The sequence below is a fragment of the Kitasatospora sp. NPDC127067 genome, from assembly GCF_042724755.1.
Taxonomy (GTDB): Bacteria; Actinomycetota; Actinomycetes; order Streptomycetales; family Streptomycetaceae; genus Kitasatospora; species Kitasatospora lactacystinica.
Genome location: NZ_JBHXEM010000109.1, coordinates 1 through 24,370, shown reverse-complemented (window position 1 = coordinate 24,370; position 24,370 = coordinate 1). Strand labels below are relative to the sequence as shown.

Genomic DNA, 24,370 nt, shown 5'->3' with positions numbered 1-24,370 from the left:
GGGCCGGTCCGCGCCGTCAGCCGCCGAGGGTGAAGCCGATCACCGCGCCGCCGCCCTCCCGGTTGGCGGCGAAGGCCGTCCCGCCGTGCGAGCGGGCCACCTCGTGCACGATGGCCAGGCCCAGTCCGGAGCCGGGCAGGCTGCGAGCGGCGGTGGCCCGGTAGAAGCGGTCGAAGACCCGGTCGAGGTCGGCCGCGTCGATGCCCGGGCCGCGGTCGCGCACCTCCACCCGCGGGCCGCGCACCACCACCTCGATCGGGCCGGTCCCGGAGGGGTCGAACTTGGCGGCGTTGTCCAGCAGGTTGCCCACCGCGCGGGCCAGCGCGTCCGGCCGGGCGGTGACGACGGTTCCGTCCGCGTCCACCACGATCTGCCGGTCGCTGCGCCGCCGGGCCTGGGCGGCGGCCTGCCGGACCACGTCGGCGAGCACCACCTCGGTCGGCTGCTCGTCCGCCCTGCGGTCCGCCGCGAGCGCCACCAGCTCCTCCACCAGCTGGGCCAACTCCCGTGACTCCTCCATCAGATCGGCCATCAGCGCGGCACGTTCGGCGGGCGGCAGCCGGTCCAGGCCGGGCAGCACCGAGAGGTTGGTGCGCAGGCTGGTCAGCGGGGTGCGCAGCTCGTGCCCGGCGTCCTGCACCAAGCGGCGCTGGTTCTCCTTCGCGGTGGCGAGCCGGACCAGCATCCGGTCGAAGGCCCGGCCGAGCCGGCCCACCTCGTCCGTTCCGGCGGCGGGCACCGCGACGTCCAACCGCCCACTGGTGGCGACCAGTTCGGCCGCGTCGGTGAGCCGGACCAGCCGTCGGGTGATCCGTCGGGCGAGCAGCCGGCCGGCCCCGCCGGCGAGCACCGCGACGATCGCCACCAGGGCGACCGTGCGGGTCCGCAGGGTGGTCAGCAGCTTCTCGGTGGGCCCGACCTGCTGGATGATCTGGACCGCCCCGCGCCGCCCGCCGAGCGAGACCACACCGACCCGGTAGGCCTCGCGGTGCCGGTGGCGCAGCCCGATCGAGGTGCGGCCCGGCTGGTCGGCGTGGGCGAGCTCGTGGTCGGACGGGCTCGGCGGCAGGTCGAGCCGGGCGGTGCCGGGCAGCACCGCGCCGTCGGGGTCGAGCGACTGGGTGGTGACCCGGATCGGGCGGACCAGGTCGGCGCTCAGGCCGCTCGGGCCGGCGAAGTCGCCCGGGAAGAGGACCTCCCGCTGGACCTGCCGGCCGACGGAGTCGACGGCGGCGCCGAAGTCGGCGGTCTCGTCGTCCCGGATCAGCCGCGCGGCGGCGTCGTAGCCGAGTGCGCCGATCAGCACCGCGACCAGCGCGGCGATCGCGGCGAAGGCCAGCGCGAGGGTGGTGGGCAGGCCCGGGCGCGGCAGCCGGGGGAGGCGGCGGGCGGGGCGCGGGAACCGTGGGAACCGCAGGAACCGGGGGAGGCGGCGGGCGGGGCCGGTCACGGCTCGCGCAGCGTGTAGCCGACGCCGCGGACGGTGTGGATCAGCGGCACGAGGCCCGGACGGTCGAGCTTGCGGCGCAGGTAGCCGATGAACACCGCGAGGTTCTTCGAACCGGGGCCGAAGTCGTAGCCCCAGATCTGCTCGTACAGGGTGGCCTGGTCGAGGACGGCGCCGGCGTGCCGGACGAGCAGCTCCAGCAGGTCGAACTCGGTGCGGGAGAGTTCGAGCTCCCGGCCGGCGCGCCAGGCCCGACGGGCCGGCGGCTCGACCCGCAGGTCCGCGACGGTCAGCGCCTCGGCGGCGGGCTCGGGCGGGTGGCGGCGCAGCAGGGCGCGCAGGCGGGCGAAGAGCTCGTCCACGTCGAAGGGCTTGACCAGGTAGTCGTCGGCGCCGGCGTCGAGGCCGGCGATCCGGTCGGGGACCTCCACCCGGGCGGTGAGCATCAGCACCGGGGTGCGGTCGCCGGCCGCGCGCAGCCGGCGGCAGACCTCCAGGCCGTCCGGCTCGGGCATCATCACGTCGAGCACCAGGACGTCCGGGCGCTGTTCGGCGTGGACGGCCAGGGTCTGGGTGCCGTCGGCGGCGACCCGCACCCGGTAGCCCTCCAGCATCAGGGCGCGGGCGAGCGAGTCGCGGATGGCCCGGTCGTCCTCGGCGATCAGCACGGTGTGCGTCATGGCGGAGATTCTCCCTGACGTGCTCACGGCGCTTCCGGTCGGGGCCGAGGTGTTCCGGGTCCGCTCCGCGGCCCTCCCCGACGGCCGCGGCTGTTGCGCGGTGCTTCGCGGGCGTACGGTGGCCGTACGGTGGCGCGCCGCCGGGTGGGCCGCCTGGTTCGAGTCGGCACGCCCTGCCGGAGGCCGCGATGGCAGACCGGATGGCCTTCTTCACCACCCCGCGCGCGGAGCGGGCGCGGCGGGACGCGCGGGAGCGCCTGGGGGACTGGCGGGAGGTGTACCGGCCGGGCGAACTGCTGCCGGTGGTCGGCGGGCAGGCCGGGCGGTGCATGGACTGCGGGCTGCCGTTCTGCCACCACGCCTGTCCCCTGGGGAACCTGGTGCCGGACTGGAACCGGCTGGTGGCGGAATCGGGGACAGGCCAGGAGCCGGGGGCGGGAGCGGATTGGCGGGCGGCCGCGGCGCGGCTGCTGGCCACCAACAACTTCCCGGAGTTCACCGGGCGGCTCTGCCCGGCGCCCTGCGAGAGCGCCTGCGTCCTGGCGATCGACGGCGCCGCGGTGGCGATCAAGAACGTGGAGCTGGCGATCGCCGACCGGGCCTGGGAAGCGGGCTGGGACGGGCCCCGGCCGCCCGACCGCCCCGAGCGGGCCGGTGGGCGCCGGATCGCGGTGATCGGCTCGGGCCCGGCCGGGCTGGCGGCCGCCCAGCAACTGACCAGGGCCGGGCACACCGTCACGGTGTACGAACGGGCCGACCGCGCGGGCGGACTGCTGCGGTACGGCATCCCGCCGTTCCGACTGGAGAAGCACCGGCTGGAGCGCAGGCTGGACCAGCTGCGGGCCGAGGGCGCCGCCTTCCGCACCGGGGTGTGGGTCGGCCGGGACGTTCCGGGCGAGGAACTGCGATCGGGGTACGACGCGGTGGTGGTCGCGGTGGGGGCGACCGCCTGCCGGGAGCTGGCGGTGCCGGGCCGGGACCTGTCCGGGGTGCACCAGGCGATCGACTACCTGACCTGGGCGAACCGGGTGGACGAGGGCGACCGCCCGGTCTCGCCGGTGTCCGCCGAGGGGCTGGACGTGGTCATCGTCGGCGGCGGGGACACGGCGGCGGACTGCCTGGGAACGGCGCTCCGTCAACGCGCCGCCACCGTCACCCAACTGGACATCAACCCCCGCCCGCCGCAGGACCGGGCCGCCGGACAGCCCTGGCCGGTGCACCCCAAGGTGTACCGGGAGACCACCTCGCACGAGGAGTCCGGCGCCGCGGAGGCCGGGCCCCGGGTGTTCGCGGCGACCACCGTCGGCCTCGAAGCCGGCCCGGACGGCCGGCTGGCCGCCGTCCGCTTCGCCGAGGCCGAACCGGCCGACCGCAGCCCGCGGACGGGCACCGAGCGGAGCCTGCCCGCGCAGCTGGTGCTGCTCGCGCTGGGCTTCACCGGGCCGGAGCCGGACCGGCGGCTGTTCGCCCAGCTCGGCCTCACCACCGGGCCGGCCGGAACCCTGGCCAGGGACGACGGCTTCGCCACGGAGGCGCAGGGCGTGTTCGTGGCGGGGGACGCCGGACGCGGGCAGTCACTGATCGTCTGGGCGATCGCCGAGGGGCGGGCGGTGGCGGCGGCGGTGGACCGGTACCTGCGCGGGTGGACGGAGCTTCCGGCGCCGATCCGGGCCTCGACGCGGGCGCTCACGGTGTGAGTCCGGGAGCACCCGCGCCGGGGCGGGGCGACTGCGGCGTCGTCGGGAGCGAGGGTGGGGCCGTCGGACCGGGTGTCAGAACAGCGGCAGGCGGCGGAGGAACGCGTCCTCGACGCCGTTGGTGTCCGCGGGGACGAGGGTGCCGTCGGAGGAGGTGAACACCACCGCGGTGCCGAGGGCGTCGGCGTACGGGGCGTGCGAGGGACCGGCGCTCTGCGCACCGTCGCCCGCCACGCTGACCCGCTCGGTGCGGCCGGTCCACAGGTCGTGCCGGAACACGTCCTCGGCGTTGTTGGTGTCGCCGGGGACGAGGTTGTCCGCCTCCGAGCTGAAGACGACCCACCGGTCGTCCGCCGTGATCCGGCCGCCGTAGGAGCCGAGGGTGGTCGTCGTCCCGGGCAGGCCGGTGCTGACCAGGGTCTCGGTGCCCTGCTTCAGGTCGCGGACGTAGAGCTCGAAGTGACGGTCCCACTGGGTGTCGCCGTGCAGGACCCAGGACGAGTAGACCGCGTAGCGGCCGTCGGGGCTGATCGAGGGGTTGACCACGCCCCTGTAGCCGCCGTCGCCGTCCGGGCTGGCCAGGCTCGTCCGCTCGGTGCGCAGGTCGCGGACGTACAGCGGGTAGGTGCGCGGCTTGAGGATCTCCGCGCGGGCCCCCGGCCGGAGGGCGGCCGCCGGGTGGAAGGAGTCGGCGACGAACTCCCGGTCGGAGCCCGCCCTGAGCTCGGCGACCGCGGCCGGGGAGAGGGCGCCGGCCCCGCCCGTGCCGAGGAGGTTGGTCGCCTTGGAGATGAAGACGACGGTGCTGCCGTCCGCGCTGATCTCCGGTGCGGAGGAGGAGGCGTCCGCCTCCTTGCCGTCGGCGCCGATGCTGACCAGGCGGGTGTCGCCGGTCCAGCGGTCGGTGACGTAGATGTTGCCGCCGAACCAGGTGACCGTGCCGGGGGCGAGGTCGCCGCGGTTGGACTGGTAGGCCACGTACCGGCCGTCCCAGCTGATCGAGGGGACGCCGGACAGCTTGCCGGTCTGCGGAACCCCCGTCCTGCCGACGCTTACCAGGCGGGTGCCGCCGGTCCAGCGGTCGTGGACGTAGACGTCCTCGGAGCCGCGGTTGGCACCGGGGGCGAGGTTGGTGGCGGTGGAACTGAACGCCACGTAGCGGCCGCTGCCGCTGATCGTGGCCTCGTAGGAGTCCCCGTCGGCCTGGACGCCGTCCGGGCCGGTGTCCACCCGCTCGGTGCGGCCGGTCCACAGGTCGCGGACGAAGACGTCGGACCTGCCGTTGGTGTCGCCGGGCACCAGGTCGGCGGCCTCCGAGGTGAAGACGGCGAAGCGCCCGTCCGCGCTCAGGCCGCCGGCCTGCGAGGCGCCGGTGGCCTGGGCCTGCCCGAGGCCGACGGAGACGCGTTCGGTGCGGGCACCGCCCGGCAGGGCGGCCAGGCCCGTTCCGGTCGGGGCCGCTCCGGACGGGGCCGCCTGGGCGGGCACGGCGACGGCGGCGGCCAGTGCGGCGGCCGCGAGGACGCAGGCCGCGCGCAGCGGGCGGCGGATGAGGTTCATCTGGTTCCCTCCCCTGGGATCGGCCGTGCCGCGTCGGCGGTGGACGCCGAACTCCCCGGCGGCCGGCTCGGGGTGAGCCAACCGCCGGGCGGGGCGGTCGGTCAACGGGTGGGCGCCGGGAGCGGCGTTTTCCCGCCGGGGAGCGCGGACGCGGTCGCATCGGGTACGTACGGTCTTTGCTACGATCCGGCGAAGCTGGTGTCAGGAGTTGTGCGTACACGGGTCGGAGGGTGGGGACGTGGGTTCCGATGGGCGGGCGGTGACGTCGGTCGAGGTTCGCTACACCCCGACGGCCGCCGACTTCCGGGAGGCCTTCGCGGCGTGGGACCGGCACACGGTGGTCGGACGCCGGTCGCGGCGAGCCGTGTACACGGTGGCCGTCGGCGGGACGGCGGTTGCCGGGCTGCTCGCCGTCCTCGGCGGGACGGTGCTGCTGCTGGCCGCCCTGCTGGTGGTGGTCGTGCTGCTCGTGGTTCTCGCGGGGCCCGGGACGCGGGTGCGGCGGGTGGCCAGGGCGGCGGAGGACAAGGGCGAGTTCAGGGTCCTGCTGGACGACGACGGGGTGGTCGTGAGCACCGAGGCCTCGGTCACCGAGTTCGCCTGGCCGGAGCAGCGGTACTACCTGGAGACGCCCCGGCTGTTCCTGCTGCTGAGCGGCAACGAGGAGGCGGGGGTGCTGACCATGCTGCCCAAGCGCGGGGCCGACGACCTCCGGGGGCTGGGGGAGCTGATCGACCGGCACGCGACGGCGCTCGTCCCGGACTGAGCGGTGGTTCCCGGGGCGGTCCCTGGGGCGGTCCCTGCGGTGGGGCCGATCCGGCCGGGGCGAGGGGCGCGTCACGGGGTGGGCTCCGCCGGGGCCGGCCCGGTGCGGTGCGCCCGCCGGTCGTAGCGCCAGAGCGCGGGGATCGCGGCGGACAGCGCGGCCGAGCTGCCGAGGCAGAGCAGGCCGCCGGTGCGCAGGGCCGCCCGGATGCCCTGGCGGGCGGCGAGCCCGCCCGCCCGCAGGTCGCCCAGGGCCGGCCCGGCGGAGCCGATCAGCATCTCCAGCCCGGCGGCGCGGCCCCGGAGTTCGTCCGGAATGGACTGGTTCCAGACGGCGCTGCGGAAGGTGTCGCCGATCCAGTGGGCACCGCCCGCGACGGTCAGGCAGAGCAGGACGGCCCACAGGCCCGGGGCGAACGCGGCCGCCGCCGTCGCCGCGCCGACCAGGGCGGCGGAGAGCAGGACGAGTCGGCCGTGCCGGTGGACCCGCTCCGCCCACCCTCCGGTCGCGGCGGCGATCAGGCTGCCGACCGCGCCGGCCGAGTAGAGCAGGCCGAGCGCCCAGGTGGCGTCCAGGTCCGCGGCCAGGAACGGGAAGAGCGCGGTGGGCAGGGCGAGGACGGTGGCCGCGAGGTCGGCCAGGTAGGTGCCGATCAGGTCCGGGCGCCGGGCCGCGTATCGGGCGCCGTCGAGGAACTCGGTGAGCTGCGGTGCCTCGGCGTCCCGCTCCGAGGGGACCGGCCGGACCCGGGCGAGCAGGGCGATCGAGAGCAGGAAGGTGCCGAGGTCGACCAGGTACGCCGCCGGGACGCCGGCGGTCGCGATCAGCAGGCCGGCCGCCGCCGGGGCCGCCACGCCGCCGATGCTCCAGCGCAGCGAGAGCAGGGAGCCGGCCGCCACCAGCTGGTCCTGGGGCACCAGCCGGGGGACCATCGCCTCGACCGAGGGCTGCTGGACGCCCTGGAGCGCCGCCGCCACCCCGGCGGCGACGTACAGCGGCCAGACGGCGGGGGTGCCGAGCAGCGCGTTGGCCAGCAGCAGGGCGCTGAGCGCGGCCAGGGCGACCTCGGTGACCAGGGCGACGGTGCGGCGGTCGGCGCGGTCGGCGAGGACGCCGCCGTAGAGGCCGAACAGGACGGTCGGCACGAGTTCGACCGCGCCGACCGCGCCCACGGCCAGCGGTGAACCGGTGAGGTCGGCGATCTGGAGCGGGATCGCCGTCATGGTGAAGATCGAGCCGAGCAGGGTGACGGTGCCCGAGGTCCAGGTCAGCCGGAAGTCGCGGGAGGACCGCCAGGGCGCGGTGTTCGGCAGCAGTCGGGCCCGGCGGCGGTCCGTTCCGGGGGTGGTGTTCGCTCCGGAGGTGCTATCCGTTCCGGGCATCGGGCTCGGTCCGGAGGTCGGGTCCGTTCCGGAGGTCGGGTTCGGTCCGGAGGTCATGAGGGGTGGGATCCCTTCGCGGCCGTCGGTGTCGCGACGGCTCTCCTTATCGCTGATAAATTCCAGCTCGGGAACTTATCGGCGATAAGGTGGATCTGGCAAGCGGATGACCCAGGAGGCCGATCGGATGGCGCTGAAGCGCGACGAGGTGGTGCGCACGGCGCTGCGCCTGCTCGACGAGGAGGGCATCGACGGGCTGACCACCCGGCGGCTCGCCCGCGAACTCGGCGTCCAGTCACCGGCGTTGTACTGGCACTTCAAGAGCAAGCGGGAACTGCTCGACCTGATGGCCGAGGCGATGCTCGCCGAAGCCCTCCCGCCCGACCGCGAGCCGGACCCGGCGCGCTGGCCCGAGTGGATCGCCGCCGACGCCCGCGCCAAGCGCAACGCCCTGCTCGCCTACCGCGACGGCGCCCGGGTACACGCTGGAACCCTCCCGACCGAGGACGAACTCCCGGCGGTCGAGGCCCAGTTGAGCGCCCTCTGCGGAGCGGGCCTGCGCCCGCGAACGGCGCTGCGCCTGCTGCTGACCGTCGACCGGTACATCATGGGCTGGGTCACCGAGGAGCAGGCCTGGCGACAGGACTCCGCGGGCCGCGACCGGCCGCCGTTCCCGGACGAAGCGCTGCGCGGACTGCCCTTGCTGCGCGAGGCGGTCGACGTCCTGCGGATGACCGACCACGACGCCGACTTCGAGTACGGGCTGCGGGTGCTGATCGAGGGGTTCCGGACGGAGATCGCGCGGGAGGCGGCGCAGGGCGCCCCGGCGCCGGACCGGGCCTCGGGGGCCACTCGTCCGATGGACTAGCGTGGCCCCATGACCACCCTTGACCCCCGCAGCACGGCCCTGGTCCTGATCGACCTGATGGACCGGATCGTCGCCAACCCGCTCGCGCCGCGCACCGGTTCGGAGGTGGTGAAGGCCTCGCTGGAGCTGGCCCGGGAGTTCCGGGCGGCGGGCGCGCCCGTGATCGCGGTACGGGTCGAGCGGCCGAACGTGACCGAGCAGCCGCCCGGGAGCGGGCTGCCCGCGGAGGTCGCGGCGGCGGCCGACGAGGTCGTGGTGAAGCGCACCATCGGCGCCTTCCAGGGCACCGGCCTGGACGAACTGCTCCGGGCGCGGGGCGTGGAGACCGTGGTGTTCGCCGGGATCGCGACCAACCTCGGCGTGGAGTCGAGTGCCCGGGCCGCCGGCGACCACGGGTACCGGCTGGTGTTCGTCGAGGACGCGATGGCCGCGCTCACGGCGGAGGAGCACCGGGCGTCGGTGGAGCTGGACTTCCCGCGCCTCGGCGAGGTCGTCGCGGCCGCGGACGTGCGGCTGGGGTGAGCCGGCGGGGCGGGTCGCCGCCAGTGCGGTGGCGGGCCGCTACGTCCGGGCGAGGCCGGAGGGCCGCTACGGCCGGGCGAGGCGGAGGGCCGCTACGGCCGGGCGAGGCGGAGGGCTTCGCGCAGCCGTCCGTCCGAGGCCGTGAGCAGGCGGGCGGCGGTGGACGCGTCCACGTCCGCGAGCAGTGACAGGATCGCGTCCTTGGCCCGGCCGCCGGTCGCGGTCAGGGCGCGGTCGACCGCGGCCCCGTCGGCGCCGGTCGCCTCGGCGACGATCCGTCGGGCGCGGTCGCGCAACTTGTCGTTGGTGGCGCGGAGGTCGACCATCAGATTGCCGTACGTCCGGCCGAGTCGGACCATCACGGCCGTGGAGAGCAGGTTGAGCACCAGCTTCTGCGCCGTGCCCGCCTTGAGCCGGGTCGATCCGGCCAGCACCTCCGGGCCGACCTCCACCTCGATGCCCAGCTCGGCCGCGGCCGCGAGCGCCGAGCCGCGGTTGCACGCCAGCCCGACGGTCAGCGCCCCGGCCGCCCGCGCCGCACGGACGGCGGCCAGCGGGTAGGGCGTCCGGCCGGACGCGGAGACGCCCACCAGGGTGTCGGCGGGGGTGAGGGCGAGCGCGGCCACGTCGGCCTCGGCGAGGTCGGTGCGGTCCTCGGCGCCCTCGGCCGCCGCGGTGACGGCCGAGCGCCCGCCCGCGATCAGACCGACGACCAGCGACGGATCGGTGCCGAAGGTCGGCGGGCACTCGACGGCGTCCAGCACACCGAGCCGCCCGGCCGTCCCCGCGCCGGCGTAGACCAGCCGGCCACCACGCGCCATCCGGGCGGCCACGGCGTCGACCACGGCGGCGATCCGCTCCAACTCCCCGGCGACGGCGACCGGAACCGTGCGGTCCTCGGCGTTCATCAGGCGGAGCAGCTCGACGGTGGGCAGTCGGTCGATCGCGGCCCAGTCGGGGCGGACGGCCTCGGTCGCGGGTACGGCGTCCCGGCTCATGCGCCCGCCCCGCTCCGCCCGGTAGGGGCCTGCGCCCGCGCGCGCCCGTCGACGATTCGCCCCCAGCCCCCGGCCGGGGGTGTCCCCGTGCTTCGCTCACTCATGCGGCGAGCCTCCCCGGGTGCGGGGCGTCCGAATCCGGGCAAGCGTGGGGGAGGAGGTGAAGGCCGTGGAACCGACCGTTGCCGAACTCCTGGACCGGTTCGGCCGCACCTACGCGGAGGAGGCCGGGATCACGCTGCGCGACAAGCCCTCGCCGCTCTACCGGCTGCTCGTCCTGACCGTGCTGTGCTCGGTGCGGATCGGCGCCGGTACCGCCACGGCGGCGGCCCGGGAACTGTCGGCCGCCGGACTGCGGACCCCGCGCGCGATGGCGGACGCCCGGCGCCGGACGCTGATCGCCGCCCTGGGCCGGGCCCACTACGTGCGCTACGACGAGAGCACCGCCACGGCGCTCGCCCAGGGGGCCGGGCTGCTGCTCGACCGCTGGCACGGCGATCTGCGGCGGCTGCGGGAGGAGGCCGGGGGCGAGTCGGAGCGGATCGGCGAGCTGCTCCGGGAGTTCCCCCGGATCGGGCCGGTCGGCGCCGGGATCTTCCGGCGCGAGGCGCAGGCGGTCTGGCCCTCGCTGCGGCCGTACGTCGACGAACGGGCGCTGGCGGAGGCCCGGACGCTCGGGTTGCCGGGCGAACCGGACGGGCTGGCGGCGCTGGTCGGGCCGGGGGACCTGGCCCGGTTGGCGGCGGCGCTGACCAGGGCGAGCCTGGCGCACGTGGCGGCCGGGTGGGGGGCGGGTCGGCCCGGTGCCGGGTGAGGGCTCGACGGTCCGAGAGGGTGCGTGCCGGGTCAGGCCATCCAGAAGAAGACCGCAGTCATCCGCCGCTCGGCCAGGTCGGTGCCGTAGTAGCCGGTGGCGCTGTGGATCAGGTTGGCGTGGTAGAGGAGCAGCTGGTTGTAGCGGTTGGGGACGCGGACGTCCTCGGTGAAGTGGTCGGCCGGTACGTGGCGGGTGCCGAGCGCCTCGACCAGGTTGTTGTGCGGGGCGTTGACCAGGTTGCCGCCGAGGCGGCCGCCGGGGAACTGCTGGCGGTAGAAGCTGGTGCCGGCGTCCTTGGGGGCGCCGGGGCTGAGGTAGAGGACGGCGGCGTAGCGGCAGAGCGCGCGGGAGTCGGTGTGCGGGCGGGACTCCGACTCCCCGGCGCCGACGACCTGGACGCAGTTGTGGTTGAGGGTGCCGCCGCCCGGGGTGTTCTGCACCCAGAGCCGGGAGGCCCCGGTGGCCTTGCGGACCTGCGACTCGACCCGGGCCAGCTCCTCGGGTTCCAGGCCCGGCATGGTGCGCAGTCCGGGCCAGGTCTCGGGGCGGTGCGGGTAGCCCTCGGTCCAGTCCCCGCGGGCCAGGCAGCGCTCCCGGACGGCGTCCGGGTCCGGCAGCACGTTGTCCAGGACCCAGTAGTCCCGTCCGCGGGTGGGCTTGCGGTAGGGCAGGACCGGCAGGGTGGTGGGCCTGATGGGCTGTGAGGGCATGGGCCGACCATAGAGGCGGTGATCGTCAACCTTCTGCCGTGAGCAGGTCAACCTTTCGTCAAGGGTGACCAGGCCCGGGACCCGGCCGGGGCTGCGGTGCGAACCCGCTGCGACTTCACGTGAGCAGGGCCACTCGTCCTCTGGTTGGCCGCCCGAGGCCTTCCGGGACGGCCAACCAGGCGTACCTTCGACGCCTTCCCGAACAGGCCTGCAGGGTCTGTCTTCAAACCCCCGCCTGCGGGCCGACGAGAGGCCCTAGCCGGCGCGGAGGGCGAGGGTCGGGGAGAGGCGGGAGGCCCGGACGGCCGGGTAGAGGCCTGCCACCGTACCGATGAGCAGGGTGGCGGCGAAGCCCCCGGTGACGGCCCACAGGGGGACCACCCAGGGCAGGTCGCCCGAGACGGCGAAGGCGTAGGTGGCGGCCGCGCCCAGGGCCACGCCGGCCAGCCCGCCCAGTCCGGAGAGCAGGAGGGACTCCGTCACGAACTGGAGACGGATCTGGCCCCTGGTGGCGCCCAGGGAGCGGCGCAGCCCGATCTCGTGGCGCCTCTCCAATACCGAGATGATCATCGTGTTGGCGACCCCGACGCCGCCGACCAGGAGCGCCACCCCGCCCAGCCCGAGCAGGAGGTCGGTGAACGCCCCCTCGGTGGCGGCCTTGGCCCGGAGCGCCGAGGAGGGGTCGGTGACCTGCACGTTGTGCGGGTTCTGCGGGTCGACGGTGCGTGGGATCAGTTCGCGGACCGCGCCGACCGTCCGGTCCGTCGACCGTTCGTAGATCTGGGTCGGATGGCCGTCGAAGCCCAGCAGTGCGCCGGCGCCGTCCCAGCCGACCAGGGCGGCCCGCTCGATCTCGGGAGCCAGCGGCAGCGGGTCGAGGATGCCGATGACGGTGAAGTACCGGCCACCGATGTGGACCTGCTGACCGGGGGCGGTGATGCCCAGGCGCTGGGCCGCGACGTGTCCGAGCACCGTCGACGGGTAGCGCCCGTTGGCCTCGTTGAGCCAGGTGCCCGAGCCGACCGTGCCGCGTACGACGTCCAGCAGTCCTTCGGTGGCGGCCTTCACGGTGATGCCGCCGGTTTCGTCGCTGGGGATCTTCTCGCTGCGCCTGACGGACTGCGCCAGGTCACCGGTCGCGCCGACCTGCTCGACCCCGGGGACGCGGCTCAGCATGCCGATCGACTCCTCGGGCAGCTTCACCTTCTCGCCGAACAGCCCCTGGCCGGGGGAGGCCACCAGCAAGTTGGTGCCCAACTGGTCGAGCTGCCTCAGGAGTTGGGCCTTGCTGGAAGAGGAGATGCCGACCACCGCGATCATGGTGGCGATGCCGATGGCGATGCCCAGCGCGGACAGCACCACCCGCAGCGGCCGGGTGCGCAGGCCGGCCGAGCCGACGTGGAGGACGTCGCGGGGGCCGAGCCGGGCCGGGGAGAGCCGTGTGCGGCTCATCGCTCCCCACCCCGATCGGCCGGGTCGGCGGCGCCGGTGCGCAGATCCGCCACCACGCGGCCGTCGCGGATACGGACCTGGCGCGGCAGGCTGTCGGCGATCTCGCCGTCGTGGGTGATCACCGTGATGGTGGCACCCTCGGCGTTGAGGTCGTGCAGCAGCTCCATCACCGCTTCGCTCGAGGCGGAGTCCAGCGCGCCGGTCGGCTCGTCGGCCAGCAGCAGGTCCGGCTCGCCGACCACCGCCCGGGCGATGGCCACCCGCTGCCGCTGGCCGCCCGACAGCTCGTGCGGACGGTGGTGCATGCGGTCCGCGAGCCCGACCCGCTCCAGGGCCACGGCCGCGCGCCTGCGGCGCTGGGCGCGCGGCAGGCCCGAGTAGAGCAGGCCCTCGGCGACGTTGTCCTGGGCGCTGACCCCGGCCACCAGGTGGAAGGACTGGAAGACGAAGCCGATGTGCCGGGCGCGCAGCGCGGACAGCCGGCGGTCGGAGAGGGTGGCGACGTCGTGGCCCGCCAGGGTGACGGATCCGGCGCTGGGCCGGTCCAGGGTGCCGACGATGTGCAGCAGGGTGGACTTGCCCGACCCCGAAGGGCCGACGATGGCGAGCAGTTCGCCGCGTCCGACACGCAGGTCCACGCCGTGCAGCGCCACGACCCCGCCCGGATACTCCTTGGTGACTTGGTTCAACTCGACCACGGCGCTCATGACTTGGGCACCCCGACCTTCATTCCCTCGGCCAGGCCGGTCCCGCTGACCTCGACCCGGCCCTGTCCGAACATGCCGAGCTCGACCGGGACTTCGCGCACCTTCCCGTCCTCCACGACCTGGACGCCGAAGCCCCCGCCGGACAGCGCGAGCAGTGCGTTGACCGGTACCGTCAGCACGTCCTTGCGGACCTCGCCTTCGAGCTCGACGGTGACCGGCGCCTGGTCGAAGCCCTCCGCCTGCCCCGGGTCGTCGAAGAGCACCCGGGCGGTGATCTTGGCGGGCTTGTCCTGGGAGCCCTGCTCCTTGCCGTCCTCACCGATGGTGCGGTCGACGGAGGCGACCTTGCCCTTGGCCCTGCCGCCGCCGGGCAGGTCGACCTCGACCCGGGTACCGGGCTTGGCGAGGTCGGCCCGGGAGACCTCGATCTTGATCTGCACCTGCCGTTCGGAGCCGGTGGTGGTGAGGACCGGCTTGCCGGGAGCGGCCTGGTCGCCGACGGCCGCATCGTTCTTCTTGATCCGCACCGGACCGGGCGAGAAGGCGATCTGCTCGGGGCCGATCTCGCCGGTCCGGGCCAGACCGTGGGCCTTCTGCCAGCGCTTGACCGCGTCCGCGGTGCCGGGGGTGAACTCCTCGTCCGCGGCCAGCCCCTTGCCGTAGCCCAGGTCGCGGAGGTTTTCCTTCAGCTGTCCGACGTCCGGCCCCTTGTCGCCGGCCTTCATCGTCCGGTACACGGGGCGCTCGCCGTCCATGAGCCGGACCTTCCGGCCGTCGACCTCGTAGAGAACCCCATCGCGTTTCACCACCGCGCCGGCCTCCGGGAGCCAGGTGAGGGTGCCCGGCACACCGGCGTTGAGCCGGCGCTCCTCGGCATAGCCGAGGGTCCCGTCCACCTGGGTCCGGCTGCTCAGGTCCTGTCGTTCCACCGAGCCCGTGCTCGGCGGCAGCCCGCCGGTGCGGTCCGTGCCGGCGCTGCTGACGCCGCCGGTCTGGGAGAGGGCCGTGACCCCGCCCACCAGCGAGACCGAGGTGACCAGCGCGGCGATCAGGTACGTTCGGCGGCCCCGCCCGCGCTCACTCCGCATTCTGACCACTGCACGCCTTGTTCGCCTTGTCGAACCTGTCCTTCTCGGCGCCCTCCGGGACCTTCATCGCCTGTCCCGACATCGCCGAGTCGCCGTCGAACTTCGGGTCCGGCATGTCCACACCGTTACCGCGCATGCACCGGGCGAATTCGACGGCCCTGTCCTTGTCGGCCTGGGACATCTTCGTGCCGCCCGAGCCGCCGGCTCCCCCGCAGGCCTTGAGGGCCTCCGCCATCTTGTCCTGCCCGCCCTCGAGGACCAGGCCCCGCGGGTCCTGGCCCGGCTCCGGCTCCTTCACCTGGGCGCCGTGTTCGCGCAGGCACTTACGGTGCTCGTAGGCCCGGTCCGCCGCCGCGCCCTTGCCCGACGAGTCCGAGCCGCCGCCCCCGCCCGTGCCCGTGGCGCCTCCGCCGCAGGCCGCGGTGAACAGCGCCATCCCCGCCACCAGCACGGCCGCCGCGCCGTACCTGTGGTTCCGCATGTGGTTTCGCATGTGGTTCCGCATGGAATTCCTCCGTGTCCGATTGCGAGTGACCGACCACCGTCTCCGATACCGGGTGACCGACCACGCAGAGGCTGGCACGCACCCGCATTTCGCCGCTGTCAGCCGAGACCTTTACGGCGACGAAAGGTGGATCTCAGGTACACCTGATGTCATGCGTGTACTGATCGTGGAGGACGAGGAATTCCTGGCGGACATGATCGCCGAGGGATTGCGGCGCGACGCCCTGGCCGTCGACGTCGTGTACAACGGCGCCGACGCGCTGGAGCGGCTGCGCCTCACGGACTACGACGTGCTCGTGCTCGACCGCGACCTGCCCGGAGCGCACGGCGACGAGGTGTGCCAGAGCGTCGTCGAGCAGCGGTTGCTGACCCGGGTACTGATGCTCACAGCCGCCGGCACCGTCCGCGACCGCGTCGACGGCCTGGACCTGGGCGCGGACGACTACCTCACCAAGCCGTTCGCCTACGAGGAACTGCTGGCCCGGGTACTGGCGCTCGGCCGCCGCACCCACCCCGCCCTTCCGCCGGTCCTCGAACGTGCGGGCATCACCCTCGACACCGCTCGCCGCCAGGCCTTCCGGGAGGGCCGCTACCTCGCCCTGTCCCGCAAGGAGTTCGGCGTCCTGGAGGCGCTGATGCAGGCCGAGGGCGCCGTGGTCAGCGGTGAGGACCTGATCGAGCGGGTGTGGGAGCGGAACATGGGATACCGCACCAACGCGGTCCGGGTCGCCCTCAGCAAACTCCGCGCCAAGCTCGGCGAGCCCTCGGTCATCGACACCGTGCCCGGCCACGGCTACCGCATCGGCGTCCCGGCATGAGGCGCTCCGCCCCGGTCGGCCCGAACCGCCCTCCGCTGCCCGGCCGACCACGCCCGCGGCTGCCGGGCGGGGAACGGGGCCGGCTGACCATGCTCTACGGCGGGCTGCTCGTCCTCGCCGGGGCCATGCTCATCGTCCTGGTCAACTTCCTGGTCCGGGAGGGTCTGTACACCTCGATCAGCACGGCCGTCGCCGTAGAACCGCGACTGGCCACACTGGCGACCCCGGACCCCGCCGCGGCGAAAACCCTCACGGTGGGAACCGCCGCACCCGCGAACGCTCCACCCGGAACCACCCCCGCCGACGGCGGACAGTCCCACTTCCAGGCCGTCAAGGTCGTCACCCAGGCCGCCGAGCAGGCCGCCCAGAACCAGCTGCTGACCGTCTCCCTGATCGCTCTGGCCGCCTTCGCCGTCATCTCGATGGCACTGGCCTGGTGGATGTCGGGACGGGTGCTGCGCCCGGTGGCGGTGATCACCAACACGGCGCGGCGGCTCTCGGGCGAGAACCTGCACGAGCGGATCGCCCTCGACGCACCCCCGGGCGAGCTCAAACAGCTCGCCGACACCTTCGACGCCATGCTCGACCGCATGGAGCAACTGGTGGGCGCGCAGCAGCGGTTCGCAGCCAACGCCGCACACGAACTGCGGACTCCGCTCGCGGTGCAGCGGGCCGCGGCCGAAATCGGGCTGGCCACCGAGGACCCGGCCGCCGTCGCCCGGATCCGCCGCAAACTGATCGAGGTGTCCGAAAGCAGCGAACGGCTCATCGAGGGCCTGCTGCTGCTGTCCGTCTCCGACCAGAGGCTGGACCATCGCGAACCGGTCGCACTGGACCAGCTGGCCCGCGCGGTGGCCGCCGAGTGCGCCGCCTCGGAGGAAGCCCGCGCGAACCGCGTCACCGTCCGAACCGACACCGCCCCCGTGTCCGTCGAGGGTGATCCGGTGCTGCTGGCACACCTGGTACGCAACCTGGTCGGCAACGCCCTGCGCCACAACCACGACGGCGGCCGGGTCGAGGTCGGCGTGCGCGACGGCGTCCTGGAGGTCGGCAACACCGGCCCCCAGGTGCCGCCGGAGACGGTCCCCTACCTCTTCGAGCCCTTCCGCCGCCTGCAGGAGCGTCGACACGGCCCGCGTGAGGGCGCGGGCCTGGGCCTGTCCATCGTCGCCTCCATCGCGCGTGCCCACCACGCCGACGTCACCGCCGTCCCCGGCAGCACGGGCGGACTGCGGGTCCGGGTCGAATTCCCCACGGCCTGATCCGGCTGCCGGGGGCACCCGTACGTTCTTCGAACGGAGCCCGCACCGGACGGCCCCTGAACAGCGGGCCCGCAGCCTGCCCGCGGCCGCGCGATGTCCGCGACCCCGGGCCCGGTGACGCCCGCAGGAGCGCGCGCACCACCGGCAGCTGCGTCACGAGCGCGCGTTCTACGCGTTCGGGTCCCACTCCGCGAGCTGCTCCATCGGCTCGGTGCTGCCGGTGTTCTCCAGGCTGTCGAGCGGGACGCGATCGTAGAAGTAGAGGACCAGTTCGCTCGCCGCGCCTCGCATCACCAGGTCGCCCGGCTCCGCGTCGGCGGCGAGGTCGTCGCAGCGGACACCGTCGGCGTCGAGGGTCAGGCGCCAGGAGCGGCCCTCGGTCGCGTGCAGGTCGATGGTCGCCGGCTTGAACGGCCAGGGGACGGTCGTCGCCGAGACGGTCGTCAGGAACTCGTCGACGCCCTCGACCGCGACGTCCGTCGGCAGGGGCTGTGCGGCGCCCAGGACGAGCTGGACGTCGTAGGTGTGGACGGCTATCTCCTGGATCTGGTGCCGGGCCAGGGCTCCGCTGGTCTCCGGGGCCTGCGAGCGGCCCCACCAGGTCCAGCAGCCGCGGTCCGGGCCGGCCTCGCGCAGCGCGTCGAGCATGAGCTCGGTCGACTCGGCGAGCCAGGCGTCCAGGGCTTCGCGGTCGCGGGGCGCGGTCGGGGCGCCCTTCGGGGACGTCTTCGCCGGGGGCTCGGCGCCCGGGCCCGCCGCGACGATGGCGGCCTGGCGGCGGCGGCCGTCGCCGAGGTGCTGCGCCAGTTCGCGCAGCGTCCAGTCCGGGCAGGTCGGGACCTGGACGTCGAGGTCGGGGGCGGCCGCGATCGCGGCGCGGAAAGCGGCCGACCGGTCCTCGATCAGCCGCAGGACCTCGGGAAACTCCACAATGTTTTGCACGCCGATGGTGTATCACGGCGCTCCGGCCGCCGGGTAGCGATTTTGTCGGGCGACGACGACCGAAGCCCCTGCACGGGCGGCTCCCCAGTCCACTCCTCCATCGCCTCCTCCATCGCCACGAAACGAGTCCGGCCCCACCGCACACGCGATGGGGCCGGAACCTGAAAGACCGTCAGCTGGCCTCCAGGGCAAGCGGGCCGGGACGCCCCGGCTACGCCTTGGTACAGGTCAGGTCGGCCTCCGGCAGGCGTCCGCCGGCCAGGTAGGCGTTGACCGCGTCGTCCACGCACGCGTTGCCGTACGTCCCGTAGAGCCCGTGCTGGTCGGCGCCCCGCAGGGTCAGCAGCCGGGAGCCGGGCAGCAGCCCGTGCAGCGCGACGCCGTCCCGGTAGGGGGTGCGCGGGTCCCCGGTGGCGGAGAGGATCAGCGCCGGGGCGTCGCGGCGCACCTCGGTGGGCGCCTCGCGCGGGGGGTCCAGGAAGGCGCACGGGGAGATGTTGTCGAGCAGCGGGCCGGACAGCGGGTACCGGGCGCGGTCGCGCTCGATCCGGCGCCAGTAGTCCTCCGGGTCGCGCGGCGCCGTACCGTCCGCGCACAGGATGGCCTGCGAGATGCTGCCGGCCTGCGACCCCTGCGGGGTGAAGAGGAAGCGCAGCATGGCGGTGATCCCGTCCGAGGGGGTGACCGGCCGGCCCGACGCGGCCTCGGCGAGCGTCGCCACCAGCTCGGCGAGGCCCGCCCGATCCGCGTCGGAGTCGCCCGCGAGGTTCATGAACACCACCATCGGCACCCGGGTGTCGTCGAGCTCGAAGGCGTCCGCGCCGGCGCCGACCACGAGCGGCCGCGCCGCGGCCGCCCGGACCGTCCGCAGCACCCCGGCGACCACGTCCTCGCGGGTGCGGCCCAGCCCGTACGTGTCGTGGCGGGCCGCCGCCCAGTCCGCCCAGTCGGCGAACGCCCGCTCGTTCTCCGGCGCCATGTTGGGGAGCAGCTCCGGCCCGGCGTGGGCCGGGTTCAGCGCGCTGTCCAGGACCACCCGGTCGTAGCGGCCGGGGAACATCTGGGTGTACACCGTGCCGAGGTAGGTGCCGTACGAGAGGCCGAGGTAGGAGATCCGCCGCTCGCCGAGCGCGCCCCGCACCACGTCCATGTCCCGGGCCGCGTCGCGGGTGCTCGCGTGCGGCAGCAGGTCCCCGGCCGCCGAACGGCACCGGGTCGCGAGGTCCCGCTGGAGGGCGACCTGGCGTTCGAAGGAGGCCCGGCTCGTCCCGGAGGAGGTGATGCTGAAGCCGATCGGCCAGCCGCAGTCGAGGGGGGCGCTGCGGCCGACGAAGCGCGGGTCCAGCCCGACGATGTCGAAGCGGGCGGCGGTGTCCCTCAACGCTGCGCGCACCCTCAGCGGCGCACCGAGCGTCGGACTGCCGGGGCCGCCGTCGTTGAGCAGCAGCGTGCCGATCCGGTGGCGGGTGTCGGCGGCCTTGATCCGGGAGAGCGCCAGCGTGACGGTGCGTCCGCCGGGGTCGCCGTAGTCGAGCGGCACGGTGACTTCCGCGCAGCGGGCGCCGGCCCGTTCCAGCGCGGCGCCCTCCTCGTCCTGCGGGCCCTGGACGCAGCTGCGCCAGTCCGGGCGCTGCTGGTAGTAGCGGTCGAGCCCCCGGGGGATGCCGGCGGCCTGTGCGGCGGCTTCTGCCGGTGCGGTGGCGGCGGCCGCGGTCAGGCCGGCCACGAGGGCGAGAGCGGCCGCGGCGGCGCGGCGGCGGAGGTAGGTCAAGACGTCTCCTCTGCGGTGCGGGGCCCGGTCCGGGCCACCTCCGTACAGGACGCATGCGGGGCAAACAATATGACGATCCGTCGGAAAAAGCTTCGCTGACGACGAAGCCGGGCAGGTGCGGTGGCGGGATCAGGTTTGCGGTGCAGGCGCTGGAGCCGTGCGGGTGCGGAGCAGCAGCGCCAGCCCCAACGCCAGGTCGACGGCCACGTCCAGTGCCTTCAGCCAGTCGGCCGTCTTCCCCGGCGAGTAGATCTCCAGGTAGTCGGCCAGCGCGTGCAGCAGCACCAGCGGCCGGACACTCCCGATGTACAGCCGCGCGCCGCACAGGAAGAAGCCGAACGCGCCGGCCTCCAGCACCTGCCACAGCGTGTTGTCCAGGGGCGCGCCGAAACCCCGGATCCAACGGCGGCAATACCTTCGCCACCACCACGATCGTCGCCTGCCAGACGACCGCGACCCCGACCGCCCCCGCCACCGGATGCCGGCGCACCTGGCTCCCCCACCGCGTCAACACAGCTCGATGGTAGGCACGGCACCGTCAAGTCTGCTTCAGTTCCTTCGAGTTGGGCCTACAAGCGAACGACGACCCGCGCGGGCGGGGCGGACGCCGTTCCGCAACCCGGCGTCGAGCAGAGGGTTGCCGAACTCGGCCTTGGCTGCGCCCGGCGCCGTCGGCCCGAGCTCGCCCTCGCCGTCGACTGTCTCGACGCCGACGAACCTGTCGAAACCGGGCCTGTCCACCTGTTCCTCGGCGTGCCGGGCCGTAGGGCCTGGCCGCGTGACGGCGCCTGGCCGGGGTGCCTTTCGACGGGGCCTCGTCCCGGCCTCCCGAGCGGGGGAGGTCGGGCCCTTCGGCTCGCGGTGGGGGTGTGCGGTGTCAGCGTGCGTCGCGCAGGAAGACGGACCGCTCGACGGACTGGTGGCCGTTCGACGCCGCGCTCACCCGGATGTCCACGTCGGTGCCGTACTTCGGGGCCTCCTTGAACGTGGCCCGGAAGGTGTACTCGACCGTGTTGCCGTCGCGGACGCCCGGCACGTTCGGGTCGACCGTGACCAGGCCGCAGTCGTCCTTCAGCTCGACCGGCTTCCACACGTCGCCGACCCGGGCCTCCACCGTGACGTCGTTCGGGGTCAGCGCGTCGGAGCTCCACACGGCCACCCGGGGGCGCAGGCCCGTGGTGCCGTCGGGCGAGGAGACCCGGAAGCTGAACGGGATCGGGTCCGTGGTGACCACGCCCTTGGCCGGCGGCATCACCGAGAGCATCTGCGGGCTGTGGCTGTCGACGACGGTGGCGTTCAGCTCGGCCTTCGCCATGTCGCGGTAGTCCCTGGAGTGGGGCACGGGGGCGTCCGCCTCGATCGTGATCCGCCCCGGACGGTTGGCCAGCGAAAGCCGCATCCGGTACTCGATGGTCCGGCTCTGCCCGGCGGCCAGGGTGAAGGCCGCGTCGTCGGCGGTGCCCGCGTAGTCCATCCCGCCGCCCTGGCTGAGGTGGTCGAGCTTCTTCCAGCCGGAGGCGTCCTTGCGCTCCAGGGTGCCCTGCGCCATCGCGAGCACCATGGTGCAGGGCGCGCCCTCGTACTGCTGGGTCGCCACCACGGGGGCCACGCTGCGGGTGCCGGTGACGTCGTTGTTCTTCCAGGTGACGGTGAAGGGGACCAGGTCGTTCAGCCCGATCTTCCCGCCCTCGTGCAGGCCGCCGAAGGTGATGCCGATGCCGCTTCCGCCGGACTGGGCGGGGGCCTTCGGCGCGGCGGGCTTGGCCGGGGCCTTCGCGGCGGCCTTGACGTCGGTCCTGGCGGCCGCGGGGGCGTCGGCGGCGGGCGCGGCGGTGGGCGGGGCCGCCTCGGTGGTCGGTGCGGCCGGGGTGGGGGTGGTCGGGACGGCGCCCGCGCCGGGGGTGGCCGAGGACGTGACGGCCGGGGTGGAGGCGGGAGCGGAGGCGGCGACGGACGCTCCGCCGTTCGTCGGGCCGCAGGCGGCGACACCGACGGCGGCGACGACGGCCAGCGGGACGATCTTCGCAATACGGGCGATAACGGACGCGTTCATGTGACAGTCCCCCCAAGGACACGTGGTGATGAAGGTGATGGTGATCGGATGAACGGGCGCCTGATGTCGCGCCCCGAGGAGCCGGCCCGAGCCCCCCGGCTCCGCCGGCTCGCTCTCCCCGCCTCTCACCCTGATAGACGTCCATCCCCCCGGGGGGTTGCAGGTCGGTTCGAGGAAATTTTCCGCGGACTTCGCCCGGAACGAGGACGCGCCCTTCCAGGCACACTGCCGGCTCTGCGGCGGCACGTACGACAGGTCGAGCCCATGGCGCGGTCAGCGCGCAACAGCCCTCCCCGGCGACCGGCCGGCCGACCGCACTCGGCCGGCCGATCGCGAAACGCACGGCCTCCCCACCGAACCGGCGCCGCTCAGACCACCGCCCCGTTGTGGTCGCGCGCCCGCGCCGCGCCCGCCGTGTGAGGCGTCCCTGCCGCCCTGGCCTCCCGCGGCCGGTCCGGGAACCGGTCCTGGAGCAGTACGACCACCGGCATCGCGGTGAACACCGTCGACGCCGTGCCCATCAGGACCCCGGCCAGCAGTGCCACCGAGAAGTCGGCGAGCGAGTCGCCGCCGAGGGCCGCCAGGGCCACCAGGACGAACAGCGCCCCCATGCCCGTGTTCACCGTCCGGGGGAGGGTCTGCGCCACGGCGCGGTCCGCGAGATCCGCCCAGCTCGCCTTCGTCCCGGTCCGGCGCAGCTCGCGCAGCCGGTCCAGGACCACCACCGTGTCGTTGACCGAGTACCCGACGATGGTGAGCAGCGCGGCGAGGAAGACGCTGTCCACCGGCTTGCCCAGCCAGGCGAAGAGGCCGAGGACGAGCAGCAGGTCCTGCGCCATCGCGATCACCGCGGCGGTCGCGAAGGTCCACCGGAAGCGGATCGTGAGGTAGAGCAGCTGGGCGGCGACCGCGAGCCCGAGCGCGGCCAGCGCGTAGCCGCGCAGCTCGCTGCCGAGGCTCGGCCCGATCAGTTCGTCGCGCTCCACGGACAGTTCGCCGGTGACGCCGGTGAGCGCCTCCCGGATGCGCTGCTGCTGGTCGTCGCCGGTCTCCTTGGTGCGGACGGACACGCCGGTGTCGCCGGTGGTCTGCACCACGGCCTGCGGGAACCCTGCGCCGACCACCGCCGCGCGGGCGGCGTCCGCGTCGACCCGCTGCGCGGCGGTGTATTGCGCCACCCGGCCGCCGGTGAACTCGACGCCGAAGTCCAGGCCGCGCCCGCCGATCCCGGCCAGGGCGAGCAGCAGCAGGCCGGCGCAGGCGCCCAGCCAGCGCCGCCGGTGGCGCATCAGCCGGGGCGGCCGCCGGGTCAGCCGGGTCCGGAGCCGGCCGACGGTGGCCATGCCGGTCAGGGTGGGCCGCCGGACGACGGCGGGCCGGCGCACCGCCCACTCGGCGAGCAGCCGGGTGATCAGCATGGCCGAGAACATCGAGGCCAGCACGCCGATCGAGAGCGTCACCCCGAAGCCCTTGACCGGGCCGGTGGCGAACACGAAGAGCAGACCGGCGGCGAGCAGCGTCGTCACGTTGGAGTCGGCCACCGCGCTCCACGCCTTCGCGAACCCGACGCGGAGCGGGCGCCGCAGGTCGCGCTCCTTGCCGGGGCCGGCCGCCCGAGGAGCGGTGTACTCCTCCCTGGCCCGTTCGAAGACCAGCACGTTGGCGTCCACCGCCATGCCGATGGCGAGGACGAAGCCGGCCAGCCCGGGCAGGGTGAGCGTCGTGCCGAGCGCGACCACGGCGGCGTACGAGATCAGTCCGTAGAGGGCGAGCGCGACGGTGGCCAGCACGCCGAGCAGGCGGTACACCGCGATGATGAAGGCCCCGGTGCAGAGCAGGCCGATGGCCGCGGCCAGGGCGCTGGCCCGGATCGCCTCGGCGCCGAGGGTGGGGCCGACGGTGCTCTGCTCGATCACCGTCACCGGGACCGGCAGGGCGCCGCCCTTGACCAGGGCGGCGAGGTCGCGGGCCTCGTCGGCCGAGAAGCCGCCGGTGATCTGCGTCGAACCGCCGGTGATCCCCTGCCCGCAGGGCACGCTGTCCTGGACACCGGGGGCGGACAGGACGCGGTCGTCGAGCACGATGGCGACCCGGCGGGCGGGGTCGGCGGGCGCGGCGCACGCCGCCTCCCCGGTGAGCCGGGCCCAGGCGTCGCCGGCCGAGCCGCGGAAGGAGAGGTCGACGCTCCAGCCGAGGCCCGTCCGGGTGTCGAGGACGGCCGAGGCGTCCTTGACGCCGTCGCCGGTCAGCGCCGGCGGGCCCAGCCGCAGGTGGCCGCCGGGGAGGCCGGGGTCGGCGAGGACCCGGGACCCGTCCGCCGCGGGGGGCC

At 74.6% G+C, this 24,370-nt stretch carries 22 protein-coding genes; 7 read left to right on the top strand and 15 right to left on the bottom strand.

Features of this window, described 5'->3' with window-relative positions; translation table 11 throughout:
* Window positions 1-16: 16 nt before the first annotated feature.
* A complete protein-coding gene (locus ACFWJ4_RS31850; protein WP_380550180.1) occupies window positions 17-1,450 on the bottom strand; it encodes an ATP-binding protein in 1,434 nt (477 codons plus the stop codon).
* Window positions 1,447-2,127 carry a response regulator transcription factor gene (locus tag ACFWJ4_RS31845; RefSeq protein WP_359908776.1) on the bottom strand — a complete coding sequence of 227 codons (681 nt, stop codon included), beginning with the start codon at window positions 2,125-2,127 and terminating at the stop codon, window positions 1,447-1,449. The genes ACFWJ4_RS31850 and ACFWJ4_RS31845 overlap by 4 nt, the downstream gene beginning before the upstream one ends.
* 188 nt (window positions 2,128-2,315) lie before the next feature.
* Between ACFWJ4_RS31845 and ACFWJ4_RS31840 the strand changes: the two genes are divergently transcribed.
* Window positions 2,316-3,824, top strand: coding sequence for a glutamate synthase subunit beta (locus tag ACFWJ4_RS31840; protein ID WP_380550177.1), 1,509 nt, complete (start codon window positions 2,316-2,318; stop codon window positions 3,822-3,824).
* 75 nt (window positions 3,825-3,899) lie between these two features.
* On the opposite strand, the gene ACFWJ4_RS31835 is transcribed toward ACFWJ4_RS31840, so the two are convergent.
* Window positions 3,900-5,384, bottom strand: a complete 1,485-nt coding sequence (locus tag ACFWJ4_RS31835; RefSeq protein WP_380550174.1) for a TolB family protein — start codon at window positions 5,382-5,384, stop codon at window positions 3,900-3,902.
* Window positions 5,385-5,622: 238 nt separating this feature from the next.
* Here ACFWJ4_RS31835 and ACFWJ4_RS31830 point away from each other — a divergent pair, with 238 nt between their 5' ends.
* Complete coding sequence (locus ACFWJ4_RS31830; RefSeq protein WP_380550171.1) at window positions 5,623-6,150, top strand: YcxB family protein; 528 nt, start codon at window positions 5,623-5,625, stop codon at window positions 6,148-6,150.
* Between the two features lie 71 nt (window positions 6,151-6,221).
* Here the strand turns inward: ACFWJ4_RS31830 and ACFWJ4_RS31825 are convergent, their stop codons facing one another.
* Window positions 6,222-7,532 (bottom strand): MFS transporter, encoded by a 1,311-nt coding sequence (locus ACFWJ4_RS31825; RefSeq protein WP_380550168.1) that lies wholly within the window; start codon window positions 7,530-7,532, stop codon window positions 6,222-6,224.
* A gap of 184 nt (window positions 7,533-7,716) precedes the next feature.
* On the opposite strand from ACFWJ4_RS31825, the gene ACFWJ4_RS31820 reads away from it, so the two are divergent.
* Window positions 7,717-8,397 carry a TetR/AcrR family transcriptional regulator C-terminal domain-containing protein gene (locus ACFWJ4_RS31820; RefSeq protein WP_380550165.1) on the top strand — a complete coding sequence of 227 codons (681 nt, stop codon included), beginning with the start codon at window positions 7,717-7,719 and terminating at the stop codon, window positions 8,395-8,397.
* Window positions 8,398-8,406: 9 nt separating this feature from the next.
* Window positions 8,407-8,919, top strand: coding sequence for an isochorismatase family protein (locus tag ACFWJ4_RS31815; protein WP_380550162.1), 513 nt, complete (start codon window positions 8,407-8,409; stop codon window positions 8,917-8,919).
* 92 nt (window positions 8,920-9,011) lie between these two features.
* On the opposite strand, the gene murQ is transcribed toward ACFWJ4_RS31815, so the two are convergent.
* Complete coding sequence (gene murQ / locus ACFWJ4_RS31810) at window positions 9,012-9,917, bottom strand: N-acetylmuramic acid 6-phosphate etherase (RefSeq protein WP_380550159.1); 906 nt, start codon at window positions 9,915-9,917, stop codon at window positions 9,012-9,014.
* 169 nt (window positions 9,918-10,086) lie between these two features.
* Here murQ and ACFWJ4_RS31805 point away from each other — a divergent pair, with 169 nt between their 5' ends.
* Window positions 10,087-10,731 (top strand): endonuclease, encoded by a 645-nt coding sequence (locus ACFWJ4_RS31805; RefSeq protein WP_380550156.1) that lies wholly within the window; start codon window positions 10,087-10,089, stop codon window positions 10,729-10,731.
* Window positions 10,732-10,763: 32 nt separating this feature from the next.
* On the opposite strand, the gene ACFWJ4_RS31800 is transcribed toward ACFWJ4_RS31805, so the two are convergent.
* The 5 genes from ACFWJ4_RS31800 to ACFWJ4_RS31780 form a co-directional block, all read right to left on the bottom strand.
* Window positions 10,764-11,444 carry a DUF6445 family protein gene (locus ACFWJ4_RS31800; RefSeq protein WP_380550154.1) on the bottom strand — a complete coding sequence of 227 codons (681 nt, stop codon included), beginning with the start codon at window positions 11,442-11,444 and terminating at the stop codon, window positions 10,764-10,766.
* Between the two features lie 255 nt (window positions 11,445-11,699).
* Window positions 11,700-12,896: an ABC transporter permease gene (locus tag ACFWJ4_RS31795; protein ID WP_380550151.1), complete on the bottom strand. Its 1,197-nt coding sequence runs from the start codon at window positions 12,894-12,896 to the stop codon at window positions 11,700-11,702.
* Entirely contained in the window at window positions 12,893-13,603 is a 711-nt protein-coding gene (locus tag ACFWJ4_RS31790) for an ABC transporter ATP-binding protein (protein ID WP_380550148.1), read from the bottom strand. The genes ACFWJ4_RS31795 and ACFWJ4_RS31790 overlap by 4 nt, the downstream gene beginning before the upstream one ends.
* Window positions 13,600-14,691 carry an efflux RND transporter periplasmic adaptor subunit gene (locus ACFWJ4_RS31785; RefSeq protein ID WP_380550145.1) on the bottom strand — a complete coding sequence of 364 codons (1,092 nt, stop codon included), beginning with the start codon at window positions 14,689-14,691 and terminating at the stop codon, window positions 13,600-13,602. Before ACFWJ4_RS31785 ends, ACFWJ4_RS31790 begins: the two co-directional genes overlap by 4 nt.
* Window positions 14,681-15,172 carry a hypothetical protein gene (locus tag ACFWJ4_RS31780; protein WP_380550142.1) on the bottom strand — a complete coding sequence of 164 codons (492 nt, stop codon included), beginning with the start codon at window positions 15,170-15,172 and terminating at the stop codon, window positions 14,681-14,683. The genes ACFWJ4_RS31785 and ACFWJ4_RS31780 overlap by 11 nt, the downstream gene beginning before the upstream one ends.
* A gap of 175 nt (window positions 15,173-15,347) precedes the next feature.
* Between ACFWJ4_RS31780 and ACFWJ4_RS31775 the strand changes: the two genes are divergently transcribed.
* Together ACFWJ4_RS31775 and ACFWJ4_RS31770 are read left to right on the top strand one after the other, a co-directional pair.
* Window positions 15,348-16,013, top strand: coding sequence for a response regulator transcription factor (locus ACFWJ4_RS31775; RefSeq protein ID WP_380550139.1), 666 nt, complete (start codon window positions 15,348-15,350; stop codon window positions 16,011-16,013).
* 89 nt (window positions 16,014-16,102) lie between these two features.
* Entirely contained in the window at window positions 16,103-17,275 is a 1,173-nt protein-coding gene (locus ACFWJ4_RS31770; RefSeq protein WP_380550189.1) for a sensor histidine kinase, read from the top strand.
* 168 nt (window positions 17,276-17,443) lie between these two features.
* On the opposite strand, the gene ACFWJ4_RS31765 is transcribed toward ACFWJ4_RS31770, so the two are convergent.
* From ACFWJ4_RS31765 to secF, 5 genes are all read right to left on the bottom strand, one after another.
* Window positions 17,444-18,217, bottom strand: coding sequence for a maleylpyruvate isomerase family mycothiol-dependent enzyme (locus tag ACFWJ4_RS31765; RefSeq protein ID WP_380550136.1), 774 nt, complete (start codon window positions 18,215-18,217; stop codon window positions 17,444-17,446).
* A gap of 211 nt (window positions 18,218-18,428) precedes the next feature.
* Window positions 18,429-19,988: an alpha/beta fold hydrolase gene (locus tag ACFWJ4_RS31760; protein ID WP_380550133.1), complete on the bottom strand. Its 1,560-nt coding sequence runs from the start codon at window positions 19,986-19,988 to the stop codon at window positions 18,429-18,431.
* Window positions 19,989-20,117: 129 nt separating this feature from the next.
* Window positions 20,118-20,345, bottom strand: coding sequence for a hypothetical protein (locus ACFWJ4_RS31755; RefSeq protein ID WP_380550130.1), 228 nt, complete (start codon window positions 20,343-20,345; stop codon window positions 20,118-20,120).
* Window positions 20,346-20,865: 520 nt separating this feature from the next.
* Window positions 20,866-22,041, bottom strand: coding sequence for a hypothetical protein (locus tag ACFWJ4_RS31750; RefSeq protein WP_380550127.1), 1,176 nt, complete (start codon window positions 22,039-22,041; stop codon window positions 20,866-20,868).
* Window positions 22,042-22,409: 368 nt separating this feature from the next.
* On the bottom strand, window positions 22,410-24,370 hold a 1,961-nt coding region (secF, locus tag ACFWJ4_RS31745; RefSeq protein ID WP_380550124.1), incomplete at its 5' end, for a protein translocase subunit SecF.

Coding starts and splice junctions, on each gene's coding strand:
- ACFWJ4_RS31845 (WP_359908776.1), bottom strand. CDS start 2,127: ATGACGCACACCGTGCTGATCGCCGAGGACGACCGGGCCATCCGCGAC.
- ACFWJ4_RS31840 (WP_380550177.1), top strand. CDS start 2,316: ATGGCAGACCGGATGGCCTTCTTCACCACCCCGCGCGCGGAGCGGGCG.
- ACFWJ4_RS31835 (WP_380550174.1), bottom strand. CDS start 5,384: ATGAACCTCATCCGCCGCCCGCTGCGCGCGGCCTGCGTCCTCGCGGCC.
- ACFWJ4_RS31825 (WP_380550168.1), bottom strand. CDS start 7,532: ATGCCCGGAACGGATAGCACCTCCGGAGCGAACACCACCCCCGGAACG.
- ACFWJ4_RS31820 (WP_380550165.1), top strand. CDS start 7,717: ATGGCGCTGAAGCGCGACGAGGTGGTGCGCACGGCGCTGCGCCTGCTC.
- ACFWJ4_RS31815 (WP_380550162.1), top strand. CDS start 8,407: ATGACCACCCTTGACCCCCGCAGCACGGCCCTGGTCCTGATCGACCTG.
- murQ (WP_380550159.1), bottom strand. CDS start 9,917: ATGAGCCGGGACGCCGTACCCGCGACCGAGGCCGTCCGCCCCGACTGG.
- ACFWJ4_RS31800 (WP_380550154.1), bottom strand. CDS start 11,444: ATGCCCTCACAGCCCATCAGGCCCACCACCCTGCCGGTCCTGCCCTAC.
- ACFWJ4_RS31795 (WP_380550151.1), bottom strand. CDS start 12,896: ATGAGCCGCACACGGCTCTCCCCGGCCCGGCTCGGCCCCCGCGACGTC.
- ACFWJ4_RS31790 (WP_380550148.1), bottom strand. CDS start 13,603: ATGAGCGCCGTGGTCGAGTTGAACCAAGTCACCAAGGAGTATCCGGGC.
- ACFWJ4_RS31785 (WP_380550145.1), bottom strand. CDS start 14,691: ATGCGGAGTGAGCGCGGGCGGGGCCGCCGAACGTACCTGATCGCCGCG.
- ACFWJ4_RS31780 (WP_380550142.1), bottom strand. CDS start 15,172: ATGCGGAACCACAGGTACGGCGCGGCGGCCGTGCTGGTGGCGGGGATG.
- ACFWJ4_RS31775 (WP_380550139.1), top strand. CDS start 15,348: ATGCGTGTACTGATCGTGGAGGACGAGGAATTCCTGGCGGACATGATC.
- ACFWJ4_RS31770 (WP_380550189.1), top strand. CDS start 16,103: ATGCTCTACGGCGGGCTGCTCGTCCTCGCCGGGGCCATGCTCATCGTC.
- ACFWJ4_RS31750 (WP_380550127.1), bottom strand. CDS start 22,041: ATGAACGCGTCCGTTATCGCCCGTATTGCGAAGATCGTCCCGCTGGCC.